Consider the following 15,506-nt stretch of genomic DNA (forward strand, 5'->3'; position numbering starts at 1 on the left):
GCCGGGCAGCGCAATCAGTCATGCCATTTGAAGGTGGTAACGCAATGCACCAGAATGCTTCCCACCCGGTGATTCCGGGTCCGCTGCCGCGCCGCGTGTCGCGCCAGGCCAGCGTCGTGTGGGGCGACAATATCGTGACGATCGGCGGCGGCGCGCCCGTGCGCATCCAGTCGATGACCAATACGGACACGGTCGATGCGATCGGTACTGCCATCCAGATCAAGGATCTGGCGCGTGCAGGCTCCGAGATCGTCCGGATTACCGTCAATACGCCGGAAGCCGCGGCGGCCGTGCCGGCCGTCCGCGAGCAGCTGGACCGCATGGGCGTGAACGTGCCGCTGGTGGGCGACTTCCACTACAACGGCCATACGCTGCTGCACGACTATCCCGAGTGCGCGCAGGCGCTGTCGAAGTATCGGATCAACCCCGGCAACGTGGGCAAGGGCGCCAAGCGCGACAAGCAGTTCGCCGAGATGATCGAAATGGCGTGCCGCTACAACAAGCCGGTGCGCATCGGCGTGAACTGGGGCAGCCTGGACCAGGACCTACTCGCCCGGATCATGGACGAGAACGCCAAGCGCGCCGAGCCGTGGCCGGCGCAGAGCGTGATGGTCGAGGCCCTGATCACGTCGGCGATCGAGTCGGCGCAGAAGGCCGAGGAAATCGGCCTGCCCGGCAACCAGATCATCCTGTCGTGCAAGGTGTCGCAGGTGCAGGAGCTGGTGGCGGTGTACCGCGAGCTGGCGCGCCGCTGCGAATATGCGCTGCATCTGGGCCTGACCGAGGCCGGCATGGGCAGCAAGGGCATCGTGGCCTCGACGGCGGCGCTGTCGGTGCTGCTGCAGGAAGGCATCGGCGACACGATTCGTATTTCGCTGACGCCGGAACCGGGCGCGGCGCGCGAGAAGGAAGTCTACGTCGGCCAGGAAATCCTGCAGACGATGGGCCTGCGCAACTTCACCCCGATGGTGATCGCGTGCCCGGGTTGCGGACGTACCACGAGCACGACGTTCCAGGAACTGGCGGCCAGCATCCAGGGTTATCTGCGCGAGCAGATGCCGGTCTGGAAGAACGAGTTCCCGGGCGTGGAAGAGATGGACGTGGCCGTGATGGGCTGCATCGTCAACGGCCCCGGCGAGAGCAAGCACGCCAATATCGGCATTTCACTGCCCGGCTCGGGCGAATCGCCGGCGGCGCCGGTGTTCGTCGACGGCGTGAAGGTCAAGACGCTGCGCGGCGAGAACATCGCCCAGGAATTCCAGGCGATCGTGGACGAGTACGTCCGCTCGCACTACGGCCCGAATGCCACGCAGGCAAAACAGGGCGCGGTGGCCTGAGCGCAGGGGCGCCAGGTCAGCATCGGTATCACGAAGAGAACAATGAGCGAAGACAAGACGAAGGCCGACAAGGCACTGCAGGGCGTGAAGGGCATGAACGACATGCTGCCCGCCGACGCCCCGCTGTGGGAAATGTTTGAGAACGCCGCGCGCAGCATGCTGCGTGCCTATGGCTATCAGCAGATCCGTACGCCGATCGTCGAGCATACGCAGCTCTTCGTGCGCGGTATCGGCGAGGTGACCGACATCGTCGAGAAGGAAATGTATTCCTTCACCGACGCCCTGAACGGCGAGAACCTGACGCTGCGTCCGGAAGGCACCGCGGCGGCCGTGCGTGCCACCATCGAGCACAATCTGCTGTACGACGGCCCGAAGCGCCTGTGGTACACCGGCCCGATGTTCCGTCACGAGAAGCCGCAGCGTGGCCGTTATCGCCAGTTCCACCAGCTTGGCGCCGAGGCGCTGGGCTTTGCCGGCCCGGATGTGGATGCGGAAATCATCCTGATGTGCCAGCGGCTGTGGGACGACCTGGGCCTGGTCGGCGTCCGCCTGGAGCTGAATTCGCTGGGCCAGGCGCACGAGCGTGCCGCGCACCGCGAGGAACTGATCAAGTACCTGGAAGGCTTCAAGGACATCCTCGACGAGGATGGCAAGCGCCGCCTGTATACCAATCCGCTGCGCGTGCTGGATACCAAGAATCCGGCGCTGCAGGACATGGCGGCCAACGCGCCGAAGCTGATCGACTTCCTGGGCGAGGAATCGCTGGCGCACTTCGAGGGCGTCCAGCGGATCTTGAAGGCGAACAATATCCCCTTCAAGATCAATCCGCGTCTGGTGCGTGGTCTGGACTACTACAACCTGACCGTGTTCGAGTGGATCACCGACAAGCTCGGCGCCCAGGGCACGATCGCCGGCGGTGGCCGCTACGATCCGCTGATCCAGCAGATGGGTGGCAAGGCCGCGCCGGCCTGCGGCTGGGCGATGGGTATCGAGCGCATCATCGAACTGCTGCGCGAGGAAAAGCTGGTGCCGGAATCGCAGGGCTGCGACGTGTACATGGTCCACCAGGGCCAGGCCGCGAGCGAGCAGGCGATGATTGCGGGCGAGCGCCTGCGCGACGCGGGCCTGGACGTGGTCTTCCATGCCACGCCCGACGGCAAGAGCGGCAGCTTCAAGTCGCAGATGAAGCGCGCCGACGCAAGTGGCGCATCCTTTGCCGTTATCATTGGCGAGGACGAAATCGCCGCCGGCACGGTGCAGGTCAAGCAGCTGCGCAGCGGCAATGCGGCCGAAGGCGGCCCGCAGACCAGCGTGCCGGCCGAGAACGTTGTCGACTTCATCATCGACAGGATGGTCGACGAAATCGAATCGGACGACGAGGACGACGAGCAATAAGCGCGCCGTCGGAATCGCGCCGCACGGCCGCTGTCCTGTCAGGAAGCGGCCGTGTCAATTTCAACCAACGCGGGTAACTGCCTCGACATGGCTTACGATCTAGAAGAACAGGAACAGCTTGAGAGCCTCAAGGCCTGGTGGAAACAGTACGGCAATGCCGTCACCTGGGCGCTGATTGTCGCCTTGCTGGCGTTCGCGGGCTGGTCCGGCTGGAACTACTGGCAGCGCAAGCAGGCCGGCGACGCGGCGGTGCTGTACGAGCAGGTGACCAAGGCCGCCGAGGCGCGCGACGCCGAGCGCGTCAAGCGCGCGGCGACCGATCTGGAAGACAAGTTCGGCCGCACCGCCTATGGCCCGATGAGCGCACTGACGGCAGCCAAGGTGCTGTACGACGCGGGCGACCTGGCCGGCGCAAAGACGCAGCTGCAGTGGGCCATCGACCATGGTGGCGACGACTACGCGCCGCTGGCGCGCGTGCGTCTGGCCGGCGTGCTGCTCGACGAGAAGGCCTACGACCAGGGCCTGGCGCTGCTCAAGGATGCGCCTGCGCAGTACGAGGCACTGTTCGCCGATCGCCGTGGCGATCTGCTGGCCGCCCAGGACAAGCGCGACGAGGCACGCACCGCCTACCGCCGCGCGCTGGAAAAGCTCGGCGCGAGCGAAGGCGGCATGCGCCAGATCATCCAGTTCAAGCTCGACGCGCTGGGCACCGCGTGAGCGGACGGCGGACCCTTTCAAAAAATTCAGGATCGCATCCTATGACGTCATTGCTTCGCACAGCCGCAACCCGTACGCTCGTGGCCGGCACCTGCCTGGGCCTGCTGGCGGGCTGCTCGCTGTTCAGCAAGGAAAACAAGCACCCGCCCACCGAACTGAAGCCGATTTCGGCCACGCTGTCGGTCAAGCAGGCCTGGAAGGCCGACGTGGGCAAGAGCGGCCCGTACGTCATGGCCCCGGTGGCGGCTGGCGATGTGGTGTTCGTGTCGGGCAAGAGCGGCGCGGTGATGGCGATCAACGCCACCAGCGGCCAGACGCTCTGGAAGGCCAAGACCGATCTCGACCTGACTTCGGGTCCGGGTTCGGACGGCGACACAACCGCCGTGGCCGGCGAGAAGGGCGCGATCTACGCGTTCGACAAGAGCGGCAAGCAGATCTGGAAGAAGCAGGTCAACGGCGAGGTTCTGTCGGCACCGCTGGTCGGCAACGGCCTGGTGGTGGTGCGTACCACCGACACCCGCATCATCGGACTGGATGCCGGCACGGGCGACCGCCGCTGGATCTACCAGCGTTCGCAGTCGCCGCTGAACCTGCGTGCCGCGATGGGCATGGTGTATGCCGGTGACGGCATCGTCACGGGTTTCCCGGGTGGCAAGCTTGGCGTGCTGGCGCCGGGCAATGGCGTGCTGCGCTGGGAAAGCACGGTGTCGTATCCGAAGGGCGTGTCCGAGATCGAGCGCCTGAACGATGTGACGGGCATGCCGGCCGTGATGGGCCGCCAGGTCTGCGCCACCACGTTCCAGGGCCGCATCGCCTGCCTGGAACTGGCCAATGGCCAGCCGCAGTGGGGCAAGGACTTCTCGTCGCCGATGGGCCTGACGCAGGACGACAGCTCGCTGTTCGCCAGCGACGAGACGTCGGCGGTGTTCTCGTTCGATCGCCAGAACGGCAACGAGCGCTGGAAGAATACGGACCTGCGCTACCGCAGCCTGGGCGCCCCGGCGTCCATCGGCCGTTCGGTGGTCGTGGGCGACTATGAAGGTTTTGTCCACTTCCTGTCGCGCGAGGATGGCACCATCCTGGCGCGCATGAAGACGGACGGCAGTGCGGTCAGCGCGGCACCGGTGATCGCCGGCCAGACGCTGGTGGTGCAGACCCGTGACGGCGACGTCTACGGCTTCGTGCCGAACTGATCGGCTGATTGCCAGGGGCGCCAGCGATGGCGCCAGAACAAAAGCGTGCCTGCGCACGCAAGGCCGCCCATGCCCCTGTCGCATGGGCGGCGCCAATCCGGTAGCATGATCCCTGGTCGTGCCAACATAGCGGACTGGAACAGCGGTTCCATATCCGCCCCGACAGGAAAAGCGGCCAGCCGTGGACACATCACGGTGGTTGTCGGATCAACATGACTCCGGAATTGCTGGGGGACGGCGCGTGCCGGCCCCTGTTTCCGTTTATTGAATGAAACCAGTTATCGCACTCGTCGGCCGTCCCAATGTGGGCAAGTCGACGCTATTCAATCGCATGACCCGCTCGCGCGACGCCCTCGTCGCCGATCTGCCGGGCCTGACACGGGACCGCCACTACGGCGAGGGCCGTATCGGCGATCGTCCGTTCATCGTGATCGACACCGGCGGCTTCGAGCCCGTTGCCAAGGACGGCATCGTGGCCGAAATGGCCAAGCAGACGCGCCAGGCCGTGGTGGAAGCGGACGTCGTGATCTTCCTGGTGGACGGTCGCCTGGGGCTTGCGCCGCAGGATCGCGTGATCGCCGACTACCTGCGCAAGACGGGTCGACGCATCATGCTGGCCGTCAACAAGGCCGAGGGCATGCGGTACACCTCGGTGGCGGCCGATTTCTACGAGCTGGGCATGGGCGATCCGTACGCGATCTCGTCCACGCACGGCGACGGCGTGAGCGAACTCGTCGACGAGGCGCTGGAGCTTGCCGTGCAGGAGCGCCCGGAACTGGCCGACCAGGACGACGCCGGCCAGCGCGGCACCAAGATCGCCATCGTGGGCCGGCCGAACGTGGGCAAGTCCACGCTGGTCAACACGCTGATCGGCGAAGAGCGCGTGATCGCGTTCGATATGCCGGGTACCACGCGCGACGCGATCTATGTGGAGTTCGAGCGTGGAGGCAAGCCCTACACGCTGATCGACACCGCGGGCCTGCGCAAGCGCGGCAAGGTGTTCGAGGCGATCGAGAAATTCTCGGTGGTCAAGACGCTGCAGTCGATTGCCGATGCCAACGTGGTGGTGCTGCTGCTCGATGCCCAGCAGGACATTTCCGAGCAGGACGCGCATATCGCCGGCTTTATCGTGGAGTCGGGCCGCGCACTGGTGGTGGGCGTGAACAAGTGGGACGGCCTGGACGGCCACGCCCGCGACCGCGTGAAGCACGACCTGGAGCGCAAGCTCCAGTTCCTGAGCTTTGCCAACGTCCATTACGTGTCGGCCAAGGAACGTACCGGAATTGGTGCATTGCTGCGCTCGGTGGACGATGCGTACGCCGCGGCGATGGTCAAGCTGCCCACGCCGCAACTCACCCGAGTGCTGCAGGAAGCGGTGGAATTCCAGCAGCCGAAGCGCGCGGGGGTGTCGCGCCCCAAGATGCGCTACGCGCACCAGGGTGGTTCCAATCCCCCGATCGTGGTCATCCACGGCAACGGACTGCAGAACGTGACGGACGCGTACAAGCGTTATCTGGAAAACCGCTTCCGGACGGCGTTCAAGCTCAAGGGCACGCCATTGCGCATCGAATTCCGTACGAACAAAAACCCTTACGCCGAATCGAAGGATTGAGCCCAAAAGGTGCCGTTCCTCGTCCGAAGTTTCGTTTGCGTTCGTTTGGAACTGCGGCTAAATTCACGAGTAGCAGGGGTAGCCCTGCTGCGTTGATGCCAGCTTGGTACCGTTTTGATCTTTTTTCTGGCGCGTTTTTGCGCCAACTGACTTGAACCGGGGACTTTCGTCCCCATGATCCATCACTAAATCTATAATTTTGGAGTGTGCCATGAGCAACAAAGGGCAATTGCTACAAGACCCGTTCCTGAACGCGCTGCGCAAAGAGCACGTGCCGGTTTCCATCTACCTCGTCAATGGCATCAAGCTGCAAGGCAATATCGAGTCGTTCGACCAATATGTCGTGCTGTTGCGTAACACCGTGACGCAAATGGTGTACAAGCATGCGATTTCTACCGTCGTGCCGGCGCGCGCGGTGAATTTCCGTGTGGATGATTCTTCCGAGGCCTGATTTTTCCTCGTTTGTGGGCGGCCGCATCCGCATGCGGCCGTCACGCTGCACGTTCCCGCCCCAGCTGTTCTCCGGCCTGCGCCGCCGGCGCTGCCCTGACCGGGCGGCACCTTCCGAATCCGGTTCCCGATCCAGCCTGCATCCGTCACCGAGCCCCCTGGCGCTGGTGTGCGACAGCATGCCGCAGCGCGGCCTGCCATTGTCTTGACAATCGGTTCCAACCCCGTTTTCCAACCTATTTTTCCGGCGCTTCGCGTCCACCCGCTTGCAACCCAGAGCTACCTCCCAGACCGATCCTTCGCGCGCGATCCTTGTCGGCGTGGATTTCGGCAAGCATGACTTCCAGGAAAGCCTGTCCGAACTGGCGCTGCTGACCTCCACGGCCGGCTCGGTGCCGGTACATACGCTGACCGGCAAGCGATCGCGCCCCGATCCGGCGCTGTTCATCGGTTCGGGCAAGGCGGAAGAGCTCAAGGAGGCGGCGGACGCCCTGGATGCCGATGTGGTCGTCTTCAACCACGCACTGAGCCCGGCCCAGCAACGTAACCTGGAGCGATTCCTGGGGCGGCACGTGATCGACCGGACTGGCCTGATCCTCGATATCTTCGGCCAGCGTGCGCAAAGCCACGTGGGCAAGGTGCAGGTGGAACTGGCCCAGGTGCAATACCAGGCGTCGCGCCTGGTGCGGGCGTGGAGCCACCTTGAGCGCCAGAAGGGCGGTATCGGCATGCGCGGCGGCCCCGGCGAGCGACAGCTCGAACTGGATCGCCGGATGCTCGATGACCGCGCCAAGCGGCTCAAGACCGATCTGGCGCGCCTGCAGCGCCAGCACCATACGCAGCGCCGCGCCCGCGCCCGTAACGATACGCTCAGCATTTCGCTGGTCGGCTATACCAACGCAGGCAAGTCGACGCTGTTCAATGCGCTGACCAAGGCGCGGGCGTATGCGGCCGATCAGCTGTTCGCCACGCTCGACACCACGTCGCGCCGGCTGTTTCTGGATGGACTTGGCAATGTGGTGCTGTCCGATACGGTCGGCTTCATCCGCGACTTGCCGACGCAACTGGTCGCGGCGTTCCGCGCCACGCTGGACGAAACGGTCCATGCCGACCTGCTGCTGCACGTGGTGGATGCGTCGAGCCCCGTGCGCCATGAGCAGATCGAGCAGGTGAACCGCGTACTGGCGGAAATCAACGCCTCGGACATCCCGCAGATCGTGGTGATGAACAAGATCGATGCGGCGCCGGAACTGCTGGAGCAGGGCCCTCGCATCGAGCGCAACGAAGACGGCGTGCCCACGCGCGTGTTCATTTCGGCGCGCGACGGCCTGGGTCTCGATGCCTTGCGCGAAGCCGTGGTGGAAGTTGCCCAGTGGCTGGCTTCGCGGCCGGACGAGCCGGGCCCGTTCGATCCGCGGCTGGAGGGCATTGCGCCCCCGGCCGGCGACGACGACTGGGACGCCGAGGACCCCAGCGAGGGCGCCCAAAGCAGCCCGGACCGGGGTGCCGACCACCCAGACTGATAGCCGTTCGCTGCGAATGGCGTGCCGATTGGGGGAATTTGAGCAAAAGTGATCAAGATGGCTGCTAGAATCCCCCTGTTCCAAACTTTCCCGGACCCGTGCCCTACATGCCCCTGTTCCCTCGGAATCCTGACTCGCACTTCGTGCCAGGCAGCCGCGCCGCGCGGCTTGCTCGCTGGCCGCGCCTGCGCGCCATCTTCTCGTTGAACGACCCGCGCTGGGGTCGTAACGGACAGGACGATGAAGACAACAAGGACAAAGGTCGCCAGCAGAACCAGCGTCCGCAGGACGGCCCGCCCGACCTGGACGAGCTGTGGCGTGACTTCAACCGCCGCCTGAACGGGCTGCTGGGCCGCAAGGACAATGGCGGTGGAGGGCAGGGCAATGGTTTTGGCTCGCGTCCGCCGGGCAAGGGCTCGAACGTCGGTATCGGCGTGATCGTCGCGGCCGTGGTCGGCATCTGGCTGGCCAGCGGCTTCTTCATGGTGCAGGAAGGCCAGACCGCCGTGATCCTGCAGTTCGGCAAGTTCAAGTACACCACGGGCCCCGGTATCAACTGGCGCGCACCGTGGCCGATCCAGTCGGCCGAGGTGGTGAACCTGTCGGCGGTGCGCTCGGTGGAAGTTGGCCGCGCCACGTCGATCAAGGACAGCAACCTCAAGGACTCGTCGATGCTGACCCAGGACGAGAACATCATCGACGTCCGCTTCACGGTGCAGTACGACATCCAGGACGCCAGCGAATTCCTGTTCTACAACAAGACCGATCGCGGTGGCGATGAAGAACTGGTGACGCAGGCCGCCGAGACGTCGGTGCGCGAGATCGTGGGCCGCAACAAGATGGACGCGGTGCTCTACGAGAATCGCGAGCAGATCGCCCAGGGCCTGGCGAAGTCGATCCAGTCGATTCTGACTGCTTACAAGACTGGTATCCGCGTGATCTCCGTCAACGTGCAGAGCGTGCAGCCGCCCGAGCAGGTGCAGGCCGCGTTCGATGACGTGAACAAGGCCAGCCAGGATCGCGAGCGCGCGATCAGCGAGGGCCAGGCTTACGCCAATGACATCCTGCCGCGTGCCCGGGGCACCGCGGCGCGCCTGAAGGAAGAGTCGGAAGCCTACCGTGCCCGTGTGGTGGCACAGGCCGAGGGCGACGCCGCGCGCTTCCGCTCGGTGCAGACCGAATATGCCAAGGCGCCGCAAGTGACGCGCGACCGTATCTATCTGGAGACCATGCAGCAGATTTACAGCAACGCGAACAAGATTCTCGTCGACGCCAAGGCGGGCAACAACCTGCTGTATCTGCCGCTGGACAAGCTGATGTCGCAGTTGCCGCAAGCTGCGGCGCCTGCATCGGCGCCAGGCGCGAGCACGCCGGCCACGACCGACACGCCCACGCCGGACATCCGTTCGCGTGAGTCGATGCGCAACCGCGACCGCGACGTTCGCTAAGGAGACCCGTCATGAACCGACTGATTTCCTTTGCCATCGGCCTGTTTATCCTGCTGGCTGTCGTGTCGTCGATGCTGTTCGTGGTCGATCAGCGTCAATATGCCGTGGTCTTCGCCTTCGGCGAGATCAAGCAGGTGGTGCGCGAGCCCGGCCTGCATTTCAAGCTGCCGCCGCCGCTGCAGAACGTGGTCTTCATGGATCGCCGCCTGCAGACCATCGACGTGGCCGCCAGCGAGCGTTTCCTGACCGCCGAGAAGAAGTCGATGGTGGTGGACTGGTTCGTCAAATGGCGAATTACCGATCCTCGTAAGTTCTTCGTGGCCTTCGCGGGCAACGTCCGCGGCGCACAGGACCGCATGACGCAGCGTATCGACGCCGTGGCGCGCGAGGAGTTCGGCAAGCGCACCGTGGCCGACGTGGTGGCGGGCGAGCGTGACAAGGTCATGCAGAACATCCGCCTGGGCATGGCCGAGTATGCGCAGTCCGTGGGTGTCGAAATCCTCGATGTGCGCCTGAAGCGCGTGGACCTGCTGCCCGCGATCAGCGAGTCGGTCTATCGCCGCATGGAAGCCGAGCGCAAGCGCGTGGCCAATGAACTGCGTTCGACGGGCGCCGCCGAAGGTGAGAAAATCCGTGCCGATGCCGACCGTCAGCGCGAGGTGGTGCTGGCCGAGGCCTATCGCGACGCCCAGATTGTGAAGGGCGAGGGCGATGCCAAGGCGTCGCAGCTCTACGCCGATGCCTTCGGCAAGGACCCGAACTTCGCGCAGTTCTGGCGCAGCATGGAAGCCTACCGCAACACGTTCCGCGACAAGGGCAACGTGATGGTGCTGGAGCCGAATTCGGACTTCTTCCGCTACATGCGGTCGGCGGGCGGCAACGCGGCGCCGGCTTCCGCCAGCGGCGGCAAGAAGTAGCGCGCACGGCGCGCACCGGGCCTCCTGCTCCAAGCGGGGGCCCTGAAACGCAACATTCGACAGAACCCCGGTCCGCCGGGGTTTTGTCCGGCTGGAGGGGCTTGCGCTCCGCCGGCCCGGATTTTGATAGAAGAGACCCCCATGTCCAACCGCTGGCTCCTGCCCGAAAACATTGCCGACGTCCTGCCGTCGGAGGCGCGCAAGATCGAAGAACTGCGTCGCCGCATGCTGGACCTGTTCCGCACCTATGGCTACGAGCTGGTCATGCCCCCGATGCTGGAGTACCTGGAGTCGCTGCTGACGGGTACCGGCCATGACCTCGATCTGCGTACGCTGAAACTGGTGGACCAGCTGTCGGGCCGTACGATGGGCCTGCGTGCCGACATTACGCCGCAGGTGGCCCGTATCGACGCGCACCTGCTGAACCGCCCGGGTGTGACGCGCCTGTGCTACGCCGGCAACGTGCTGCATGCGCGTCCGGCAGGTTTCCACGCCACGCGCGAGCCGATCCAGATCGGCGCCGAGATCTACGGCCATGCCGGCCTGGAAGCCGACGTCGAGATTCAGGAACTGATGCTGGCTGCGTTGCAGGCTGCCGGTCTGGCCGATATCCGGCTGGATCTGTGCCACGCCGGCATTCTCGAGGCATTGCTGTCGGCGCTGCCGTCGGTGCGCAATATCGAAGATGCACTGTTTGCGGCACTCGAAACCAAGGATGTGCCGGCCCTGCGCGAACTGACCGAAGGGCTGCCCGAGACCGAGCGCAACGCGCTGCTGGCGCTGCCGACGCTGTATGGCGGCGTCGAAGTGATCGAACGGGCGCGTACTACGCTGCCGGCCAGCCCGGCCATCGGGCGTGCGCTCGACGAACTTGCAGCCTTGGCGGGTCACGTGCGGGGTGCCAGCGTGAACATCGACCTGTCGGATTTGCGCGGTTACCACTATCACAGTGGCGTGATGTTCACGGCTTACGTGTCCGGGCTGCCGAACTACGTGGCGCGCGGCGGCCGCTACGACAAGGTGGGCGAGGCGTTCGGGCGTGCACGACCCGCGACCGGCTTCTCGCTCGATCTGCGCGAGGTGGCGGCCCTGTCGCCGGTGGAAGTCCGTGCACTGGCCATCTTCGCCCCGTGGGACGCCGATCCCGCCCTGCGCACCACCATTGCCACGCTGCGTGCGGCCGGCGAGATCGTGATCCAGTCGCTGCCGGGTCATACGCATGAGCTTGACGAGTTCAACTGCGACCGCCAGCTGCAGCGCCAAGGCGATGCGTGGGTCGTCGTGCCGCGTTGATTCGCTGATTCGTGTGCCGGCCGTTTCGTGCCGGTACCTTTCCACCTGCTCTCAAATGACGTTTGCTGCCCGTGGTGGCCTATGATCGCCCGGAATGGATGGCAAACGTCTGTTCCGCGGACTCGTGAAAACCCGGAACCGTCGAACAACGAGAGTAGAATACGTTTTTAACCTTCTGACCAATTCAACATGTCCGCATCCGCAGTAGGCCAGGGACGCAATGTCGTCGTGATCGGAACCCAGTGGGGTGACGAAGGCAAAGGGAAAATCGTCGATTGGCTTACCGATCATGCAAAAGGCGTGGTGCGGTTCCAGGGCGGCCACAACGCTGGCCACACGCTCATCATCGGCGGCAAGAAGACCATTCTGCGACTGATCCCGTCGGGGATCATGCGCGAAAGCACCGTCTGCTATATCGGCAACGGTGTGGTGCTGTCTCCCGAGGCGCTGTTCCGTGAAATTGAAGAGCTCGAGGGCGCCGGCCTGCAGGTGCAGAACCGCCTGCGCATCTCCGAAGCCACCACACTGATCCTGCCGTACCACGTTGCCATCGACAAGGCGCGCGAGGCGCGCCGTGGCGCCGCCAAGATCGGTACGACCGGTCGCGGCATCGGCCCGGCTTACGAAGATAAGGTGGCGCGCCGCGCGCTGCGCGTGCAGGACCTGTTCGACCCGAAGCATTTCGCCGAGCGTCTGCGCGAGAACGTCGAATTCCACAACTTCATGCTGACCCAGTACCTGGGTGCCGAAGCGGTGGACTACCAGCAGATCCTGGACGAGATGCTGGCCTACGCCCCGCGCCTGAAGCCGATGGTGGCCGATGTGTCGGCCGAGCTGTACGCGGTGAACGCCGCCGGCGGCAACCTGATGTTCGAAGGTGCGCAAGGCACGCTGCTGGACGTCGACCACGGCACGTACCCCTTCGTGACGTCGAGCAACTGCGTGGCCGGTGCGGCCGCCGCCGGTGCCGGCGTGGGCCCGGGCCGTCTGCACTATATCCTGGGCATCACCAAGGCGTACTGCACGCGCGTGGGTGCGGGTCCGTTCCCGAGCGAGCTGTACGACAACGACAACCCCGCCCGTCAGGATGCCGTGGGTGTGCGCCTGGCCAACGTCGGCAAGGAATTCGGCTCGGTGACCGGCCGTCCGCGCCGCACTGGCTGGCTCGATGCCGCCGCGCTGAAGCGGTCGGTGCAGATCAATGGCGTGTCGGGGCTGTGCATGACCAAGCTCGACGTGCTCGACGGTCTGGAGACGATCAACCTGTGCGTGGGCTATGAGCTCGACGGCAAGCAGGTGGACATCCTGCCGCGCGGCTCGGACGCCGTGGCGAACTGCAAGCCGATCTACGAGGAATACGCTGGCTGGAACGAGTCGACCTTCGGCGTGAAGACCTGGGACGCGCTGCCGGAACAGGCGCGCGTGTACCTGAAGCGCGTCGAGGAAGTGGTCGGCATTCCGATCGACATGATCTCGACCGGTCCGGACCGCGACGAGACGATCCTGCTGCGCCACCCGTACCAGGTCGCCTGACGCGACGGCAGTATCCGTGAGCATGACCGTGGCGCCATGAGCGTCGCGGCCTCACAAAAGCCATTCGGCCCGCGACATGCGGGCCGATGCTTTATCCACTGGCCAATGATCCGGCCAATTGAAGAAAGTACGCCATGAACCTGCCAACCAATGACGAGGAGAACCTGTGGGTCTCCTGGGATGAGTATCACCGCCTGGTCGCACGCCTGGCGCTGAATGTGCACGAGTCGGGCTGGAAGTTCGACAAGATCCTGTGCCTGGCCCGTGGCGGCCTGCGCGTGGGCGACCAGATGTCGCGCATTTTCGATGTGCCGCTGGCCATCCTGGCCACGAGTTCGTACCGCGAAGCCGCCGGCACGCAGCAAGGCGACCTGGACATCGCGCAATACATCACGATGACCCGTGGCGAGCTGTCGGGCAAGATCCTGCTCGTGGATGACCTGGTCGATTCTGGCGTCACGCTGGAACGTGTGGGCCGTCATCTGAAGGAACGCTATCCTGCGGTCACCGATGTGCGCTCGGCCGTGCTCTGGTACAAGGCCTGCTCGAAGGTGGAGCCCGACTATCACGTGACGTTCCTGCCGTCGAATCCGTGGATTCATCAGCCGTTCGAGGAATACGACACGCTGCGCCCGCACAATCTGGCCGCCTGGCTCAAGCGCGGCAAGCGCGCCAGCCTGCTGGAAGACGATAGCGCCGCGTAAGCGTTTCGTTTGTCCCCACACCCGACGCGGGTGTGGGGCGTCCATCACGGGTCGGCGATCAGTACCCGACCGTGAACCGTTCCCGCACATGCTTCGGCTGCTCGATTTCGTCGAGCATGGCGATGGCATAGTCTTCCATAGAGATCCAGCTTTTGCCGTCGGCGGCGGTAAGCAGATCGTCGCTCCCCAGACGGAATTTCCCGGTTCGCTCACCTGGCGTGAACAGGGCCGATGGCGAGAGGAAGGTCCACGCCAGCGCCGTTTCGCCACGCAGCGCATTGAGGAAGTCGCGGCCAGCCAACGCCTCGGCCTTGTAGGCGTCGGGGAAATTTGGCGTATCGACGAGTTGCACGCCGGGCGCCACGAATAGGCTGCCTGCGCCGCCTACCACCAGCAGCCGCTCGACGCCAGCGGCCTTGACCGCGGCCACGATCTGCGCGGCGCTGGTCTGCAGGAAACGCACCGTGCTGATCACGACATCGCTGCCGCGCAGCGCATGGGCCAGGGCCGATGTCTCGGCCACGTCCACGTCACGTGCCGTCACGCCTTCCCGGGCGGGGAGTTTCGACGCCTGGCGGGCCAGGGCGGTCACGCTGTGGCCACGGCGCAGGGCTTCATCGGTCAGGCGGCTGCCCACGTTACCCGTGGCGCCAATGATGGCGATCTTCATGATGGATTCCTTCAGGCTAAGGTTAATGTGAAACCACTTTGGTTACATATCGAGGTAAAAAAATCAGCGCCTGCGGCGCCGGGCAGCATGCTCGACCTCGTTGAGCATGCTGGCAATCGTGATTTCCGCGAGCGACGCATCCATGGCGGCCTGCGCGCGATCGGCCACGGTCTGCAGGGCGCCGGTGATCTCGCGGCCCACCATGCAGGCCGGATTTGGCGCGCTCTGGTGCAGCGTGATCAGCGCCGTCGTCTCGGTGGCGCGGAAGACGTCGAGCAGGGTGATGTCCGACGCGGGCCGCGCCAGCATCGCACCGCCAGTGCTGCCCATCGTCGTCGTCACGAACCCGGCTTCGGTCAGCGTGCCGATCATCCGGCGGATCAGCGCGGGGTTCGTTCCCACGCTGCCGGCGATCATCGACGACGGCACCGGCCCCTCGGCTTGCGCCAGCAGGGTGAGAATGTGGACGGCGACGGCAAACCGGCTGCTGGTGCTCATGCGGAAATCTCGATGTGAAACCATCATAGTTACAGATCGGCCAACCGTCAACAACCAGGTTGAATGGTGGGGCTGCTGTATTTTTCGCGATGGAAGTTGCGAAGATGGCGAGATAATGCCGGAATCGGCACTGAAACTGATACACTCATCCACGGCTCAACGTCAGAAAAGAGCCATGGACGCGGCAACAAGGCCAACAAGGCTAACGAGGCAAGA

At 64.7% G+C, this 15,506-nt stretch carries 14 protein-coding genes; 12 read left to right on the plus strand and 2 right to left on the minus strand.

What is annotated here, in order from left to right; translation table 11 throughout:
• Window positions 1-44 precede the first annotated feature (44 nt).
• The 12 genes from ispG to AC24R4_RS23310 all read left to right on the plus strand — a co-directional run bounded on the left by ispG (window position 45) and on the right by AC24R4_RS23310 (window position 14,122).
• On the plus strand, window positions 45-1,337 hold the full coding sequence (ispG, locus tag AC24R4_RS23255) for a flavodoxin-dependent (E)-4-hydroxy-3-methylbut-2-enyl-diphosphate synthase (protein ID WP_400394385.1): 1,293 nt from the start codon (window positions 45-47) through the stop codon (window positions 1,335-1,337).
• 42 nt (window positions 1,338-1,379) lie between these two features.
• Window positions 1,380-2,732 (plus strand): histidine--tRNA ligase, encoded by a 1,353-nt coding sequence (gene hisS / locus AC24R4_RS23260; RefSeq protein WP_400394387.1) that lies wholly within the window; start codon window positions 1,380-1,382, stop codon window positions 2,730-2,732.
• A gap of 87 nt (window positions 2,733-2,819) precedes the next feature.
• Window positions 2,820-3,449, plus strand: coding sequence for a YfgM family protein (locus AC24R4_RS23265; RefSeq protein ID WP_066733811.1), 630 nt, complete (start codon window positions 2,820-2,822; stop codon window positions 3,447-3,449).
• A 41-nt stretch (window positions 3,450-3,490) separates the two neighbouring features.
• On the plus strand, window positions 3,491-4,642 hold the full coding sequence (gene bamB / locus AC24R4_RS23270) for an outer membrane protein assembly factor BamB (RefSeq protein WP_400394389.1): 1,152 nt from the start codon (window positions 3,491-3,493) through the stop codon (window positions 4,640-4,642).
• A 268-nt stretch (window positions 4,643-4,910) separates the two neighbouring features.
• Window positions 4,911-6,254, plus strand: a complete 1,344-nt coding sequence (gene der / locus AC24R4_RS23275; protein WP_092594104.1) for a ribosome biogenesis GTPase Der — start codon at window positions 4,911-4,913, stop codon at window positions 6,252-6,254.
• Between the two features lie 211 nt (window positions 6,255-6,465).
• Window positions 6,466-6,705, plus strand: coding sequence for an RNA chaperone Hfq (hfq, locus tag AC24R4_RS23280; RefSeq protein ID WP_153945274.1), 240 nt, complete (start codon window positions 6,466-6,468; stop codon window positions 6,703-6,705).
• A gap of 265 nt (window positions 6,706-6,970) precedes the next feature.
• Window positions 6,971-8,227, plus strand: coding sequence for a GTPase HflX (gene hflX, locus AC24R4_RS23285; RefSeq protein WP_487523669.1), 1,257 nt, complete (start codon window positions 6,971-6,973; stop codon window positions 8,225-8,227).
• Window positions 8,228-8,334: 107 nt separating this feature from the next.
• Window positions 8,335-9,675: an FtsH protease activity modulator HflK gene (gene hflK / locus AC24R4_RS23290; protein ID WP_400393161.1), complete on the plus strand. Its 1,341-nt coding sequence runs from the start codon at window positions 8,335-8,337 to the stop codon at window positions 9,673-9,675.
• An 11-nt stretch (window positions 9,676-9,686) separates the two neighbouring features.
• The gene (gene hflC / locus AC24R4_RS23295; protein ID WP_400393163.1) at window positions 9,687-10,592 is read left to right on the plus strand and encodes a protease modulator HflC; all 906 of its coding nucleotides are present in this window, start codon (window positions 9,687-9,689) and stop codon (window positions 10,590-10,592) included.
• Window positions 10,593-10,733: 141 nt separating this feature from the next.
• On the plus strand, window positions 10,734-11,885 hold the full coding sequence (locus AC24R4_RS23300) for an ATP phosphoribosyltransferase regulatory subunit (RefSeq protein WP_400393165.1): 1,152 nt from the start codon (window positions 10,734-10,736) through the stop codon (window positions 11,883-11,885).
• A gap of 189 nt (window positions 11,886-12,074) precedes the next feature.
• On the plus strand, window positions 12,075-13,418 hold the full coding sequence (locus tag AC24R4_RS23305; protein ID WP_400393167.1) for an adenylosuccinate synthase: 1,344 nt from the start codon (window positions 12,075-12,077) through the stop codon (window positions 13,416-13,418).
• Between the two features lie 134 nt (window positions 13,419-13,552).
• Window positions 13,553-14,122 carry a phosphoribosyltransferase gene (locus AC24R4_RS23310; RefSeq protein ID WP_153945268.1) on the plus strand — a complete coding sequence of 190 codons (570 nt, stop codon included), beginning with the start codon at window positions 13,553-13,555 and terminating at the stop codon, window positions 14,120-14,122.
• A 58-nt stretch (window positions 14,123-14,180) separates the two neighbouring features.
• Here the strand turns inward: AC24R4_RS23310 and AC24R4_RS23315 are convergent, their stop codons facing one another.
• Complete coding sequence (locus AC24R4_RS23315) at window positions 14,181-14,792, minus strand: NAD(P)-dependent oxidoreductase (protein WP_400393169.1); 612 nt, start codon at window positions 14,790-14,792, stop codon at window positions 14,181-14,183.
• Window positions 14,793-14,855: 63 nt separating this feature from the next.
• Complete coding sequence (locus AC24R4_RS23320; RefSeq protein WP_153945266.1) at window positions 14,856-15,290, minus strand: Rrf2 family transcriptional regulator; 435 nt, start codon at window positions 15,288-15,290, stop codon at window positions 14,856-14,858.
• Window positions 15,291-15,506: the final 216 nt, after the last annotated feature.

This window comes from Cupriavidus sp. CER-90 (genome assembly GCF_057652055.1).